Source organism: Xanthomonas citri pv. citri (assembly GCF_000961215.1).
In the GTDB taxonomy this organism is placed as follows: domain Bacteria; phylum Pseudomonadota; class Gammaproteobacteria; order Xanthomonadales; family Xanthomonadaceae; genus Xanthomonas; species Xanthomonas cissicola.
Genome location: NZ_CP008998.1, coordinates 2627162 through 2641478, shown reverse-complemented (window position 1 = coordinate 2641478; position 14317 = coordinate 2627162). Strand labels below are relative to the sequence as shown.

Annotated in this window: 11 protein-coding genes; 5 read left to right on the top strand and 6 right to left on the bottom strand. The window is 63.1% G+C overall.

Annotation, left to right across the window (positions count from 1 at the left end):
- The first annotated feature begins 83 nt into the window (after positions 1 to 83).
- Complete coding sequence (locus AMD14_RS11960) at positions 84 to 944, top strand: HEPN domain-containing protein (RefSeq protein WP_223293124.1); 861 nt, start codon at positions 84 to 86, stop codon at positions 942 to 944.
- 137 nt (positions 945 to 1081) lie between these two features.
- Here the strand turns inward: AMD14_RS11960 and AMD14_RS11955 are convergent, their stop codons facing one another.
- Positions 1082 to 4024 (bottom strand): UvrD-helicase domain-containing protein, encoded by a 2943-nt coding sequence (locus tag AMD14_RS11955; RefSeq protein WP_125459526.1) that lies wholly within the window; start codon positions 4022 to 4024, stop codon positions 1082 to 1084.
- 307 nt (positions 4025 to 4331) lie between these two features.
- Between AMD14_RS11955 and AMD14_RS11950 the strand changes: the two genes are divergently transcribed.
- The 4 genes from AMD14_RS11950 (at position 4332) to AMD14_RS11935 (ending at position 9088) form a co-directional block, all read left to right on the top strand.
- Positions 4332 to 4994, top strand: coding sequence for a DUF6988 family protein (locus AMD14_RS11950; RefSeq protein ID WP_040107764.1), 663 nt, complete (start codon positions 4332 to 4334; stop codon positions 4992 to 4994).
- A 292-nt stretch (positions 4995 to 5286) separates the two neighbouring features.
- Entirely contained in the window at positions 5287 to 6528 is a 1242-nt protein-coding gene (locus AMD14_RS11945; RefSeq protein ID WP_015463251.1) for a hypothetical protein, read from the top strand.
- On the top strand, positions 6528 to 6986 hold the full coding sequence (locus AMD14_RS11940) for a three component ABC system middle component (RefSeq protein ID WP_223293121.1): 459 nt from the start codon (positions 6528 to 6530) through the stop codon (positions 6984 to 6986). Before AMD14_RS11945 ends, AMD14_RS11940 begins: the two co-directional genes overlap by 1 nt.
- Complete coding sequence (locus AMD14_RS11935; RefSeq protein ID WP_011051468.1) at positions 6983 to 9088, top strand: DUF3732 domain-containing protein; 2106 nt, start codon at positions 6983 to 6985, stop codon at positions 9086 to 9088. Before AMD14_RS11940 ends, AMD14_RS11935 begins: the two co-directional genes overlap by 4 nt.
- 379 nt (positions 9089 to 9467) lie before the next feature.
- Here the strand turns inward: AMD14_RS11935 and AMD14_RS11930 are convergent, their stop codons facing one another.
- The 5 genes from AMD14_RS11930 to AMD14_RS11910 are packed head-to-tail and all read right to left on the bottom strand — an operon-like array spanning position 9468 to position 14316.
- The gene (locus AMD14_RS11930; RefSeq protein WP_011051467.1) at positions 9468 to 10217 is read right to left on the bottom strand and encodes a TIGR03747 family integrating conjugative element membrane protein; all 750 of its coding nucleotides are present in this window, start codon (positions 10215 to 10217) and stop codon (positions 9468 to 9470) included.
- Positions 10214 to 12385 carry a type IV conjugative transfer system coupling protein TraD gene (traD, locus tag AMD14_RS11925; RefSeq protein ID WP_015463249.1) on the bottom strand — a complete coding sequence of 724 codons (2172 nt, stop codon included), beginning with the start codon at positions 12383 to 12385 and terminating at the stop codon, positions 10214 to 10216. The genes AMD14_RS11930 and traD overlap by 4 nt, the downstream gene beginning before the upstream one ends.
- A 1-nt stretch (position 12386) precedes the next feature.
- On the bottom strand, positions 12387 to 12959 hold the full coding sequence (locus AMD14_RS11920; RefSeq protein ID WP_011051464.1) for an integrating conjugative element protein: 573 nt from the start codon (positions 12957 to 12959) through the stop codon (positions 12387 to 12389).
- Entirely contained in the window at positions 12956 to 13567 is a 612-nt protein-coding gene (locus tag AMD14_RS11915; protein ID WP_011051463.1) for a transglycosylase SLT domain-containing protein, read from the bottom strand. Before AMD14_RS11915 ends, AMD14_RS11920 begins: the two co-directional genes overlap by 4 nt.
- Positions 13552 to 14316 carry a TIGR03759 family integrating conjugative element protein gene (locus AMD14_RS11910; protein WP_011051462.1) on the bottom strand — a complete coding sequence of 255 codons (765 nt, stop codon included), beginning with the start codon at positions 14314 to 14316 and terminating at the stop codon, positions 13552 to 13554. The genes AMD14_RS11915 and AMD14_RS11910 overlap by 16 nt, the downstream gene beginning before the upstream one ends.
- Position 14317 lies beyond the last annotated feature (1 nt).

Sequence of the window (14317 nt, the reverse complement as noted above, 5' to 3'; positions counted from 1 at the left end):
CCGCCGTAAATACTCGGCCCCATGGGTAGAGTGCATGCGTTCTCGGTGCAGCAATGATCTGCGAAGATCGAGAGCCCAGGAGCATGCAGGTCGAAGCAATGGATCAAGCATCGGTACCGGAGTTCAAGCGGCCCGGCGGAAACGGCCTGGACAGCAGCGATGCGAAAGCCTGGCTGCAGGAGGGGGAGGGGCAGGAAGCCGCTGCGCGTTCGATCTGGGCTCGGTGGCTGCGGCAGAAGCGGCGAATCCGGGTGGACAGGCCCTCGATGTTGCGACATGCCGAGTGGATGGCGCTGACCGGAAATCCCCGCGCATCGGTGCTTCTCATGGGCTACGCCGTCGAGATGTACCTCAAGGCGGGCCTGGCCAAGTGGCTGGTGGGCTGCGAGAAAGCGCTGCTGGATGTGGATGTCAGGCAGTACGGCCACGACTACGTGCGCTTGGCGAGCGACCTGGAGATCGATGAAGCAGTGGCGCCCCGGGATCTTCTGAGTTTTCTGAAGAACGCTGTCACGTTGGAGGCGAGGTATCCCGCGCAGCCGAATCCGGGAGAGACGCCGATCGAGGCCATCAACCGGCGTACGAGCAACCTGTGGAACGAAGAGACGTTCAAGGAAATTTGCCGTTTGGCCAAAAGGCTGCGCGACCATGTGAAGTTGATGAACTCGGATCGCAGAAGTCCCGCATCGACACAACGCTTTGAACTCCCGGCTGGGGGCTATTTGGTCATGCGCAGGGGAGGCCACCTGCCCTCGCGAGTGACGGTGCGCCCGCCCGAGGGACAGGCTTGGGGTTATTCGGAGATCACCGACGCACTCCAACGGTGCCCATCCTTCGAGGTCCAGCAATTCTGGAGTCAATGCGAGATCCATCTCGTCGCCAGAAGAGCTGGGAAGAGGTGCGACGGCTCCAAGAAGATCTATCCCCCGCGATCCGGAGCGTAAGCCGTCGTGCGTCCCGCAGCCCCGCGAGGCTTGCCGAGCCGGGACTTCCTGGACCCGCTCCCTACCGCTCCCTGCACGGACCTCATCGCCGTGATCGCCGAATGGCAGAAGGGTGTTTACAGCAGGATCGCCACCCTTCAGGAGTTGACCGTCGGCGCCTGACGCCGGGGGATCTGGCCTCGATAGCCGCATCGCGCCGAGCGGGAGCAGACGAGTTTGAGCTCACTGTTGCGAGGCGGCTGTAGCGATCCAACCTTGCACCGTGGGCAATCTGTGCGTTGGGCGCCCAGGTTGATCCAGTCGATGAAGGCGTGGTGCTCCGAGAGCGCTGATAGTTCCAGGACGTATTCGCTCGGTGCATCCCCGTTGGCCAGGACGATCACCTGGTGTTTGGCCCGCGTAAGGCCCACATAGAGCAAGCGGCGTTCTTCTTCGTTCTCGTGGGAGAGTTTGGGCAAGACGAGGTCCAGTAGCGGCTCCGGCGCGCGCTCGTCCGGGAAACCCCTGAACCCGGAATCGAATCCCACCAGCACCACGAAATCCGCCTCGAGCCCTTTGGAGCCATGCAGGCTCATGACCTCCACCTCCAACTGGCCGGTGTACCTGGCTTTCAGCGCATTGATCGCATCCTTTGAATCCAAGCCCAGCGGCGCCGTCGTTTTGACGGTCGTGCGGGCGAGGATCTGCACGGACGGCAGCGCGATGCCGAGGTCCTTACCGGTCTCGATCAATGCTGCCAACTGCGTCTCCAGCGCCGGCATCCGGTGCTCGGCGCCGGGCTTGTGGAGAACCACGCGCACACAGTGGGAAAGTCGGTCCGGCCTCGCCTGCACTGGCTTGTCGAACTGGTTGTCGTTCTTCAGCACCAACTCGCGGGCCAGCGTGGCGATCCCGCTGGAGCAGCGGAACGTGCGCGACAGCATCAACTGGCGTTCGTGGCGCCCGAAGTGGTTTCCGATGTTCTTGAAGATGCCGACGTCGGAACCGGAGAACCGATTGATCGTCTGCCAGTCGTCGCCCACGCAGAAGACGATCGATTCGTAGGGCGCTTGGTCCAGGACGGACTTCACCAGGTCCGCGCGCAGACGTGCGATGTCCTGGAATTCGTCCACCAGCACGAATCGGTACGGCGTCTTGACGCGGCCATCGCGCAGTGCGGCCAGGGCTTCGCGCAGCATGTCGGCGTAGTCGATCTTGCCTGCATCCCGCAACGCCTGCTGGTAGGCGTGGAACACGGGGAAAGCCACCTTCAGGAAGAGTAGTGCGCGCCACGAGTTGGGTTGCTGCTTTGCTTCCTGCAAGACCTCCCCTTCCGTGAGGCCCGAGTCCTTGAAGCGCAGCACGAAGTCCATGATGAGCTGCTCGAGTCCTTCGATCGGCCCGAAGCTGGCGATGGCCCGGCGGTACACGTCCTGGGAGCGTGGACCCACCGCGATACCCGCCGCCTTGAGCGAGTGCTCCAGATGGTTCCACAGCGTGCCGTCACGCATCTGTGCCGAGGTGGTCTCGAAAAAGACTACGGGCTTGCCGTTGCGATGGCCGCCGGCCACCCGCTTCTTGAACATCGCACGCTTGCTGCGGGCCTGTGCCTCGTACTCGGCACCGCCCATCCATGCCGGTGCCCGGCCGTTGCCGTCGAGCGCGAAATGCTCGTGGATGACGCGTACCTCGCGCTGGGTTCCATTGCTCAATTGCTGGGTCTGGCAGTAGGTGAAGTCCGGCTTGTAAGGGCGCTGCCTCTTCGTCGATTCGGACACGCCGAGTCCGAGGAGTTTGGCTCCGTCCCAGTCGGGCGTTTCATACCCGACGGGAATGCCGCGCAGGAACAGCCAGTTCACGATGCTGCGCTCTTCCAGGGAGCGTACGTGGATCGCAGGGTCCAGCGTGGGAATGGTGGGTTCGTAGCTCTTCTTTCCTTCTTCTCTCTTCGCCTTGATGCGCTGCCGGCAGCATTCTTCGTAGCGCTTCTCGCAGTCCTCCAGATTGCCAGCAATGCCGGACGGACTGGGGTCCTCGAAGGGCGCGAAAAGGAGCCAATCGGCGAGTGCCTGCTGAAAAGGGAGATCCTCATCCTTCAACCGGTCGATGACCGTGCGCAGGAAACGTCCTTCTTCCCCCGCCTCTTCCTTCAGTACGCGCGGACGGATGCCTTCCCCATTGGCCTCGACCATCACGGACAGACCGAAAGAATGGAAGGTTTTAGATGCCACCGCGACCTTCCGCCCGATGGCCTTCGAGAGCTTCTTGGACAGCCGCTCATCCAGGCTTTTGGCGGCTTTCTTGTTGTAGGCCAGCGCGAGGATCTCGTGGTCCTGGAACAGACCGGACTTGAGCGCGAAGCCGATCTTGCCGACGATGCACGAGCTCTTGCCCGAACCCGCGGCGGCAACCACCAGCGTCGCATCCTCGAAGACCAGTGCTGCTGCGGTCTGCTCCGGGGTCAGGGGGCTGCTTTCGACCGCATTGAAGTAATCGGCCTCGGCCTCGATCTGGTACGCGAGATACTGCTCGTTGTGCTCCGTGCGCGATGCTTCGGGTTTGTTGACCCGCTTGGCGAGGTCGGCCAGTTCGTCCTTCAACGACCGGGCCAACTCCCTATCACTCGGCGCAAGCAATGGGTGCCGGTGAAGCGCATCCAGGACTGGCGCTACCTTCCGAGCCATGTCCGCATGGTTGCTTGTGATCCGCGCTGCCTGAGAATGCCGCACGTAGCGGTCCGACCGGTATGTGCGCTCGATGTCGGATCGAATCGGGACCAGTGCCCGGTCGGCCGCATCGAGCGCGCGTGTCAATTCCCGGTGGGCGCGCTGCAGGATGTCCTTGCGAGCTTGCGCGCGGGCTGCACCACGCAGGACGAAGGACCGTTGGTATTCTTCCTTGCCGGATCGGTAGGTCAGAACGACGTGCCCGCGATCCAGCCAACGCGGCAGGAACCACGACGGCGCCCGATCCTGCACCGCCGACAACTGCCAGTACCGAACTTCCAGCCCTGCCATCGACGCGGCTTTGGCGGAAATCTCCAGGCTCAACGGCTTGCGCAAGCAAAACCACACGTCCCGCCAAGATTCCTTGATAGACACGGTCGGCAGAGCCTCCGGCCGTCCCGGTTTACTTGTAACTTCCACGCTCGCTCCCCCTTTATGGGCGCAGATGGTAAGCGAGGCGTGCCTGCCATCGCGCCGGGTGGCACCGGCAACTGTGACGGCCTTCGGAAAATGTCGGGAAGTCCCAGGCCGCCACGCACTTGGCGGCCTTCTCTTCAAGGCCTCGCCTCCGATCTGCGAATGCAGCCAGATGCCGACTCCTGAGCCAGTGGCATTGCTGTCGAAGTTGGGCTGGCCCTACCATCCTTGGATGGTTACTGCCTCCGTACAGCCTGGTGACTCCTTGGATATCGCGCGAACGCTTGCACGTTCCGATCAGATGCATGAGCGCATCCTGGAGCTCCTGGGCAAGGAGGGCTTCCATGGTGCTCCCCGATCCCAGGTGGCGACAGGCATGTGTTTCGTGGCCATGGAGCACGCCCAGGGCCTTCGCTCCCTCATCGCACTCGCGCTCGCCAATTCGGCCGTGGGTCTCATGCGGATCCAGTTCGAAGCGCTGATGCGAGCGGCATGGCTGCTGTATGCGGCTCCTGAGGCAACGATCGTCAAGCTGTTGTCGCCCCTTACCTTGGACAGCGAGAAGGCCGCCAAGAACCTGCCCGGCGTGAACGAGATGCTGGAGGGGCTGCGAAAGAGCATCGGAGGCCCAGGGGAGGGGATCCCTGCGAGCGCCTACGAGATGCTCGCGCACTTCAAGGACGTGACCTGGTCGGCCATGAACTCGTTCGTCCATGGCGGAATTCATCCGCTGCGGCGTTTTGAGGAAGGGTTTCCGCTGCCACTGGCACTGCAGATCCTGCGAAATTCGAACGGTTTGGTGACGATGACCGGGATGCTGTTGGCGGTGCTAACCGGCAACTCCCTGATCGCCAGTGCGATGTCCAGGATTCAGCCCGACTTCTCCGATTGTCTGCCGGATCTTCAGGATCGTGAATCTGAAGGCTGATGCAGGCTGTGAGCCGCTAGTCGGCCGCTTTCCAATGAATGACGGCTGCCAGAAAGAGCAGACACTTGAGAGCAACCGGGCTCGCTACTCTTATCTGAAAACCTGATGCAGACAGCGTGGTCAACAGCCCAAGCATTCCGATACAGTCTATTTACATGTCAAAAGTCAATGGCAGCACTGGCCGTTTCCTGACCTATGCAGCCGCGCCGGATGGTGACTGCGGGCATGCCTATCAACCCAGCAGCCAGAGACAGAGGAAACAGGAGACTTCGAGTTGCAGCCGACACCGCCCATGCCACCTCCGTCCAAACAGCTGCAGACTGATACGCAAGCTCTGCCCGTCGATGCAACTGTACTTTTCGTAGCGCTGCAGTACCAGTTGCTCGTGGCCGTAGAACAGTGCCACTACCTCATGCCCGGAGAGTGCCTATGGATTGAAGCCATGGGCGATGTCACTGTGCCGGGCAAGACGCAGATCGAAGTTAAGCACTATGGCGACAAGCTGACCGACAGCCATCAGAACTTCTGGAACACGATCCGGAACTGGCTGCATGAGCGGTTTGACCGCAGCAGCTACAAGTCTCTGGTGCTCCTGACGACTCAGGAGTTCGGCGCCCAGAGCCGCCTCAAGGACTGGAACATCCTGACCGCTGTGCAGCGGCTTGAGCGAATGCAGGAGATCGGCAGCGACGGGGCTGGCGCACCGCAGACGCAAATGGATGAGCCACCCGAGCCGCAGGACGAGGCCGTCCAATCTGCTGAAACTACGGCCCGCAAGCCGTCCAAGGCGCGGGCACTACAGCAGGAGGTGCTAGCGTCCGGGAGCCGCGCGGCGCTGATGGAAGTGCTGGAACGCATGCTCATCATCCCGGACGAAGACGCCCTGCCTGAGCGCATCGACAGCTACAAGACCCGCTACCTCAAAGCCATACGACCGTCGCTGCAGCAACAGTACCTGGATGACCTGCTAGGCTTTATGTTCAGCACCGAACTCGTCCTGAACGGCTGGAAGATCACCCACGAAGCGTTCACCGCCAAGCTGACTGCTCTGAACTCCTCGTGCATGAAGCATCCGGCAGAGTTCCCTTTGAGAGATCTTCGGCCGCTAGAAGAAAAGGTCGATCTCGACGCAATCAGGCCCATGCTCTTCGCCAGGAAAATCCTAGAGATCGAGGGCGAAAAATATCTCAAGCACGCGGCCCTGCACCGCCTGTTTGCGCAGGACACGATCTCCGGGCTCCTCAAGGATCAGATTCCCATCAAGCCCTCTCTTGACCTTTATCTCCACAACCACCGCAGTAACCATTTTGTGGAGCGAGAAGCGGCCATTCTGGATTGCGACGGCTTGCAGGACGTCGCGGCCCTCAAGAAGGCGTCACTCAGGTTCTACCTGGCACGTCTGAGAGCTTCGACGGAACCTTTTTGTGCCATGGCCAACACCATGCCGGAATTTCGCAATGGCATTTATCACATGCTGGCAGACGAGAATCCCAAAAGAAAGGACGAAGAATTTCACTGGAAACTCTGGGAATGATGAATACCGCCGCCGATCATCTCTATACCTTGCATCGCAACGCCTTTGCGCTCGCGCCAGTGATCCAGAGCTTCTACCTGAACTGGGAGCCAATGGAGAAAGACATCCTGTTGAGCTATTTAGTCCTGCCCTTGGTGTCCTTTCCCGCGATGCAGGAGTATTTGCATACCGCCAATCGAACCAGTTCGATCCGGACCATGACATCCGACTCTTCCCGTTTGGTCGGCTTGGAGCTTCGCATCTCGGAATATAAGCCCATCACCAACAAGGCGCTGGTGATACTGCGCTCGGATGAAAGCCTCCAACTCAACGACGACCTGTCGGTTCTCGCCAGTGAAAACCGACAGTCAGAGAATGCAGCCCCCAAGATGCTGCGTTGTGCGCGTCAACTCGCCATGGTATTCAGAAATGAAAGTGTCGTGACCATTTATAGAATGCTGGGATTGAAGTCGCTATGAAATGCTATGTCCGATATATCGGCGTGATAGACCAGGAAAATGAGACGCACAGTGTGAAATTCAAGCAAGGCTTGAATATCATTACCGGTAAATCTTCAAAGGGCAAAAGTGCCATTCTCGACATCTTCGATTACTGCATGGGCAGTTCTGAAGATACAATTCCGCAAGGCATCATCACCCAGCGGGCGAAGATATTCTTTACCGTATGGCGCTTTTCCGGGATGGCTGTGGTCGCAGGCCGAAGAGCATGCAACGCCAACCAATGTTTCCTGCGAGAAGTCAGTGGCGAGCAGGCCAAGCATGTGCTGGCCTACGTCAAGGACGTGGACAACTTCTTCATCGCGCAATACCAGCTTAGCCGGATCGAATTCTCCAAGAGCCTGGGGCGCTACTTCGGCGTCACCATGGACGACATCGACACCGACCCGCTGCAGAAGCAGCTCATGCGTCAGAAAAGCCCGACGCGCTCCATCCGCAGTTTTGCCTCGTTCATGCTCCAGCATCAAAACCTGGTGGCCAACCGGCATGCGATCTTTTACCGCTTCGACGAAAAGCGAAAGCGCGAACAGGCTATTGATCACTTCAAGATCTTCATGGGGATCGTGGGCGAGGACTATTTCGACCTGGCCAAGGAACTCGCCGAAGCAGAAACCGAGCTCAAACGTGCGCTGGCCGTCATCCCTAAGCAGGAGCAGATCAAATCGGCCGGCATCGGAGAGATGGCGGGCTACCTGCGGGAGTTCCATGCCCTGGCGGGAACGCCGCTGACAGAGTTGAGCGCCGAAGAAATCTGGATGCGGCCGGCGCAGGCCCTCGAACGCTTGACCGGCATCGCCGTCACGGTCGATGGGCAGTCCGATACCTTCGACGCGATCCGCAAGGAATTGCGCACACGCAAGGCCGAGATCATGGCCGAGATCCAGAAGGCCCTGAACACGCGCTACCTGCTTGACGTCTCGACACAGCAAGTCGAGGGATTCGCCGGAGCCATGACGGATCTGCCCATCCCGAAGGCGACCCATCTGGACCATGCCGTGTGCCCGGTCTGTGCGTCACCCTCGGAAGCCGCCGAAGATGAGGCCAACAGACTCTCGGCGGCCATCCACTGGCTCAACGGTGAGCTGAAGGTCTCGGCCTATGCCCGCGAGGGCTTTGGCCAGGAGCGTCGGGACATTGACGAGCAACTCAAGAAGGCGCGCCAGGCCTTGCGGCAGGTCGAAAGCACACTGCGTCCACTGGACCAGGAAGCCGACCGCCTGCAGCGCTCGAAGTCTGTCGATGCGGCAGCGCAGAAAGCCAAGATCAAGCTAGAACTTGCCATTGAGCGCCGCATCGATAGTCCGCCCACGGAAACTACGGAGTTGGTGAAGTTGCTCCATGACCGGGTGGCGGACCTGAAATCGAAGAAGGCTTTGCTCGATGTCGCGCCCCGGCTGCTGGCCTTGCAACGCGACATCAACCGGAGCCTGGAGATCATCGGCACACATTTCGACTTCGAGGACTCCTATAAGAATGGATCCCTGAAGTTCGACATCGATTCCTTCGACCTATGGCATGAGACACCGGGGGTAAACGGTGCGCCGGAGAAGAAAGTCTTCCTGCGGTCGATGGGCAGTGGAGCGAACTGGCTGTATTCGCACCTGACGCTGTTCTTGTCGCTGCACTACCAGTTTGCGGCCTACGCTGACTGCAAGCTGCCGCCCGTGCTGTTTCTCGACCAACCGACGCAGGTCTACTTCCCCTCCGCCGATTACGGCAAGGAATTCAATGCAGCCCAATTGCGCGCGAACCAGGACGACACATCCGCCAGCGTGCCCGGCAGCCCGCAGTCCGAAGAGACTGCGGACGAGCCCGCGACACGCGCCGCGAACTCGCCTTTGGACACGCACACACGCATCTCGACGGCCGATGACGACTTGAATACCGTCGCCAAGATGTTCACCGTTCTGGCCAAGTTCTGTGATGACACGGCACAGGAGGTCGGCAACAAGCCGCAAATCATCGTCTGCGACCATGCCGACAGACTGGAACTCGGCGAGGGCTACAACTTCGAGGACTTTGTCGCCGACCGCTGGCGCGACCGTGGCTTCATCGCGACGTAACCGTGCAGCAGGCCCAGGCCTACATCGGCCCGCCCGCAAAGCCTGGTTGGACCCGGCGGGCTTTGTCCTGGTGGCTACTGGGTCAGTTCCAGATGGAAATCAACACCCAGCCGTAACGGCCCAATCAACTGGCGAGCTTTCATTTCGGCTGCGTGAATACTAGGGCAGGTCTGAGCAGGTCACTCATCGAACTCGGGTGTCGGGTTTCGCATTCGATGCAGACGTTGGAGGCACCGAAGGCGACGACGGTACCGCTGCAAAGTAGCCTCTCAAGAAGGGCTTTAGCGTGCAGGGAATGCTCGGGACGCAGCCGTATTGAGATTGATCTAACATCTGCGTCGAAGACCATTCGGTGTCCCCTTGGAAAGAATGCTGACAATCACAGGTATTTTTTGAAGCTGCCAGCCGCGATATCCACAGCCACCCCAAGCAGTACCGCACTGGGAAGCAGGATGACCACTGGATGCACCCTGACCGGCAACGCCAGGTAGGTCACCCAGGGCAGCACCGCCAGCGGCACCAGGCTGGCCCTTGCCCGGTGGTACAGGAATCCCGATTCGCGTCCCGCTCCGAAACGCCGGATGTCTCGGCGAACCAAACCATCCACGAGTCCCACAAACGCGGCCAGGGCAAAAAGCGGCAAGGTCAGGCATAGCATCAGCAGCCGCACCAGGAACAGCAGCACGGTGTAGGCCGCGGCGATGAGGTAACCCTCGGCATGCATGGATACCGTGGCCAGGACCTGCGGCAGGCTCCATGGGCGGCCGGAGGCACCCGCGCGCGCCTGGCGCGACGCATCCTGCATCCACTCCAGCAGCCCGCTGCGCACGAACGCCCATTCGTAGGCGTGCTGGATCCACTGGTGCGCTGTGCGTCCCGGCTCCTGCACCAGAGCGCTGCGAACGAAGTAGTCAGACAACTGGTCCAACTCGTGGCCCAGCATCGCCTGCGCATGGCGCCAGCCCTGGTCCGGCCAAAAGAGGGCCATCCCGATGCATTCGATCACGATGCAGAGGAACAGCGAACCGCACAGCACACCGAAGCAACGGAAGGGCAAGGTGACGAGACCCAGGATCAGTCCCTGCTGGCGGACCTGCTGGCGTTGCGCGGTAGCGGCGACATCGCTCATGGCGCCGCAGCTCCAGGGTTTCCGCCTGCGTCCTCCGGCGGCGCGAAACCTGCCAGTAGATCGTCGGGCAAGGTTGCGTCCTGCAGCCCTGGCGCGATCTGTCCATCCCACCATGCGCCCGCCTCGACGTAGTGCAACCGCATGCCGGCAGCGAGCTCCTGCAGATCGCGCGGCATGGCCTCGTCGGGATCGGGCGCGGGCAGCGGCATGCGCACCTTCCAGAGGTTGCCACCTTCCATCAGCGCGAAGGCCTGGCCCTTCGGCAACGCCACTACGTGCGCGGGCTCGATCATCAGCACGCTGGTACTGGCGATGCGGTCCTGGGTGTTCGAGGTAAACGCGGTGTTGCCCGTGGGATCGGAGCTGTCCGTGGCGCCGCTCATCACCGAGGTCGCGAACACCTCGACCTTGGGCAACTGGCGCGTCAGCAGCTCGGCCGTGGCCGTCTCTCGCACCCGCAGCATGACCAGGTTGTTGAAATTCCCCACGACCTGTCCCGCCTTCGCGCGATTGCCGATGCGCGCCTCGATATCGGAGAGCGTCTGGGTGTACGCCGTGACCTGGACGCCGGCACCGCCGCCCTTGTTGACCATGGGAATGAATTCATCGCCCATGAGCTCGTTGAACTCGTCGGCATGGACGTTGATGGGCACCTTGGAATTCGCATTCGCACCCGGCAGGCCGTCGTCCACGCCGAACTTGTAGATGTGCCCCGCGACCGAGACCAGGTCCGAGAACATCGAGTTGCCCACGGCGGCCGCCACCTCCGCATCTGAGAGCGCGTCCAGTCCCACGTACACGATCGCGCGTTTGCGGATGATCTGCATCCAGTCGAAGATCGGCCGCGGATCGGCGAGGTCCGAGTAATTCGGCGCCAGCAACTGGGCGACCTTGCCCGTGGTGAGCTTCTCCAGCAGCGGCAGCAGGCTCGCGACGATCTTGTCGAAGTACGTCCGGTCGTAGCGCACGGCGCTTCGCAGGCCGTCGAGCACCGGGTCGTAGACGCGGACCTGCGAGAGGTACTGCTCGATCGCGATCACGCGCTTCTCGCGGCCGATCATGTTGCGCGGGATGTTCTTGTCGTTGAGCCGGCCTTCGAGCTGGACGATGACCTCCCAGGCCTTGGGTTCGGTCTTCGCGAAGAACTGCGCCGCATACTCCATGAACAGCGCATCGATGTTGATGACGTGCCGCTGGATCAGCAGGTAGTCCGGTCGCTGCCCCAGTTCCACGAGCGCGCGGGCGATGATGTTGACGAACCGCCACGCGAACTCACGGAAAGCGGCGCTGTTGCCTTCCCCGGACAGTTGCCCCGCGATGCGGGTGGCGACTTCGGAGATGCGGCCGAAGCGGCCGATGGCGTTGTAGTGCGCGCTCAGGTCCGGCCAGCCCAGATGGAACACGTAGAACTCGCTCTCGCGTCCCGCGCGGCGTGCTTCCACGTACATCCGCTTGAGCAGGTCCGCATCCCCCTTCGGATCGAACACGATCACCACCTCGTGCCCGCCATCCGCCGCGCGGCGGCGGATGTCCTGCGTGATGAACAGTTCGGCCAGCCGGGTCTTGCCGACCCGCGTGGTGCCGAGCACCAGCGTGTGGCCGACCCGTTCGCCCAGCGGCAGGGTGACGTCCATCTCTTCGGGCTCGATGCCGTGCAGATGGGGCAGGCCGCCCACGGGTGGCAAGGGGCGCACCGGGTTCAGCGGATGGTCCCACGCCGTCCAGCGCGCTAGCCCCGAGAATGGCGGCGGGGCGAACTCCAGGCGCTCCTCGTAGCGCCGCGCGAACCGGTACAGCGGTGTCGGCTCCACGTAGCGGCGGAACTCCGGCCGGTAGGTCTGCATGAGCCGATGCGTGTGGCGCTGGTCCCAGCGGAAGCCCCTGCCCAGGAACAGCCGTTGCTGGCTGACGGGAACATCGCGGCTGGTCATCACGTAGCGCGGCAGGCGGCGGATGTTGCGGCGGTAGCGCAGGATCGCGTACGCCTGTCGGAGCCTGACCCCGCCGAAGACCGCGAAGGCGAGTGCGCTCGCGAGCCCCAGCTGCGGATTCAGCGCCAGCGCCCACGGTGCCGCCACGCAGGCGAGCGCGGCCGCCGTACAGACCGCCACGGTGTACAGCTCCACCGCGGGGCGCAGCAGCACCTCCATCGCGTGTGCCTGTGCCATGTCACTGCTCGATGCCAGTGGCCGTCAGCAGGGCCGGATAGTGGCGAAGGCCCAGGCGGCGTGCCAGGTCGTCCCCGGATGCGGGCGACAGCGCCAGACCGGGGGCGAGGGCGCGCAGCGCATCCAGCGCCTGCGGCGACTCCACATTCACCACCAGCCCGGCGGCTTGCAGGCCGCGCAGCATGCCGTGGCGCTGACGCAGCCACGCGCGCGAGCGTGGATCGTCGCCGACCAGGAAGAAAGGCTGGAGGCCCGGCGCGTCGAGCGGGCGGGCATCGACGGGACCGGGTGAGAGCAGGGTGGAACGCGCGGGCAGCAGCGCAGCCTCCCCGTGGCCCGTCGGGGAAGAGGGCGTGGATGCGGGCGGCATGCCGCTAACCGGACGCCGCGGCGGCAGTCCCAATTCGTCGTAGTAGGGCTGCGCGGGGACGCCTCCACGGTCTTCGACCACGATCAGCGCGGTGATCGGCGGCGGACCGGGCGGGGCGGTCTGCGCACGCGAGGCGGCGGCGGACAGGCAGACCGCGGCGAGCAGGGTCGCGCAGGCCCAGTGGTGGAATGCGCGGGTGTTCATGGCTGGGAGCCTCGATGTCCGTTCAATGTGGCTGTCGCCTGTGGATGGCCCAGCACGCGCGCAAGATGGCGTTGCACACTGCCGCGGTAACGCGTGGCGGGCGGGCCGCCGGCGGGTCGGTGGTAGCGCCCGATCGCCGTGATCCAGTCCTCGCCGGGCGTGTGCTGCTCGCGCAGTATCTCCGCGGCGATGGCCAGATTGCGGTACGGGTCCAACAGCGCGCAGGGCTGCGCTACCCGATGCGCGTGGTAGCCGGCGTTGATCTGGCCCAGCCCGACGTCGATGCGCTGCGCGGGCGTGCCCCGCAGGGCCCGGCGCAGTGCGAGGCAGGCATCGGCACGTGTGGCGTGGCGTTGCGGAGCTCCCGCCACGTTGAGCGTCCAGGGCCAGGGAATCTGCCGGCCCCGCAGCCGCGTACCGCTTTCCTGCAGCGCGACCGCGTACAGCACGGCGGAGGGCACCCCGGCCTGCGCCGCCGCGATCTGGTAGGCCGGCGGCGGTGTTTCCTGGCCCCAGGCGGTGCCGGCGGTGCAGGTGGCTGCGAGCGCCGCGATCGCCAAGCCGGACCCGAGCAGCGGGCCGCGCGGCGGCTTCACTGGCGCTGCCATTGGCCGCCGACCTCGCGCACGACCGCGGGCAGCTCACCGGACACGCCCAGCGAGAGCCAGCGTCCACCATCGTGGTTGAGCGTGATGGCTTTGGCCTGCACCTTCGCGGGTTCGATGGCCGCCTGCCGTGCCCAGCGGCGGATGCGTTTATCGTCGCCGCGGCTGCCGACCACGTACACATCCATGGCGGTGCCGGCCGACTGGAGCTGTTGCACCCGCTGGTCGCAGGCAACGCAGCCTTCCTTCACGAAAACCGCGAGCCGTCCAGGCTCCGCCGCACCGGTGCCGCCGCGTACGTCGCCACCCGCCTGGCCGCCCGGCAGGGCCACGCGCTGCAGGTCCGGATGCAGGCGCTGCCACGCCGCGTCGTACGCGCGCTGATAGTCCAGGGTCTTCTGGACACGCCGTGCCTCGGCTTGCACCTGCAGCTCGGCGAAGCGGCGGCGTTCCTCGTCGCTGCGCGCTTCAATGCCCAGCGCGGTCAGCGGATCGAGGTTCGGCGAATACGTGCCGAGCGGACCCTGCATGAGCGTGCGATAGCGGGACCAGTCCTCGGCGCGCAGATTCCACTCGCGGGCGCGTGCCTCATTGTCCCGTTTGTCCGTGGTTGTGCGTGCTTCGCTCTCGACGATGCGGGTCTCACCTCGAAGTGCCTGGGCATGGACTGGCAGGCTTGCACCCAGCGTGCACACCGATCCGGCCAGCAGCAGGACAAAGCGGGACGTGCGGGATGGGCCGGGCGCTCGCATG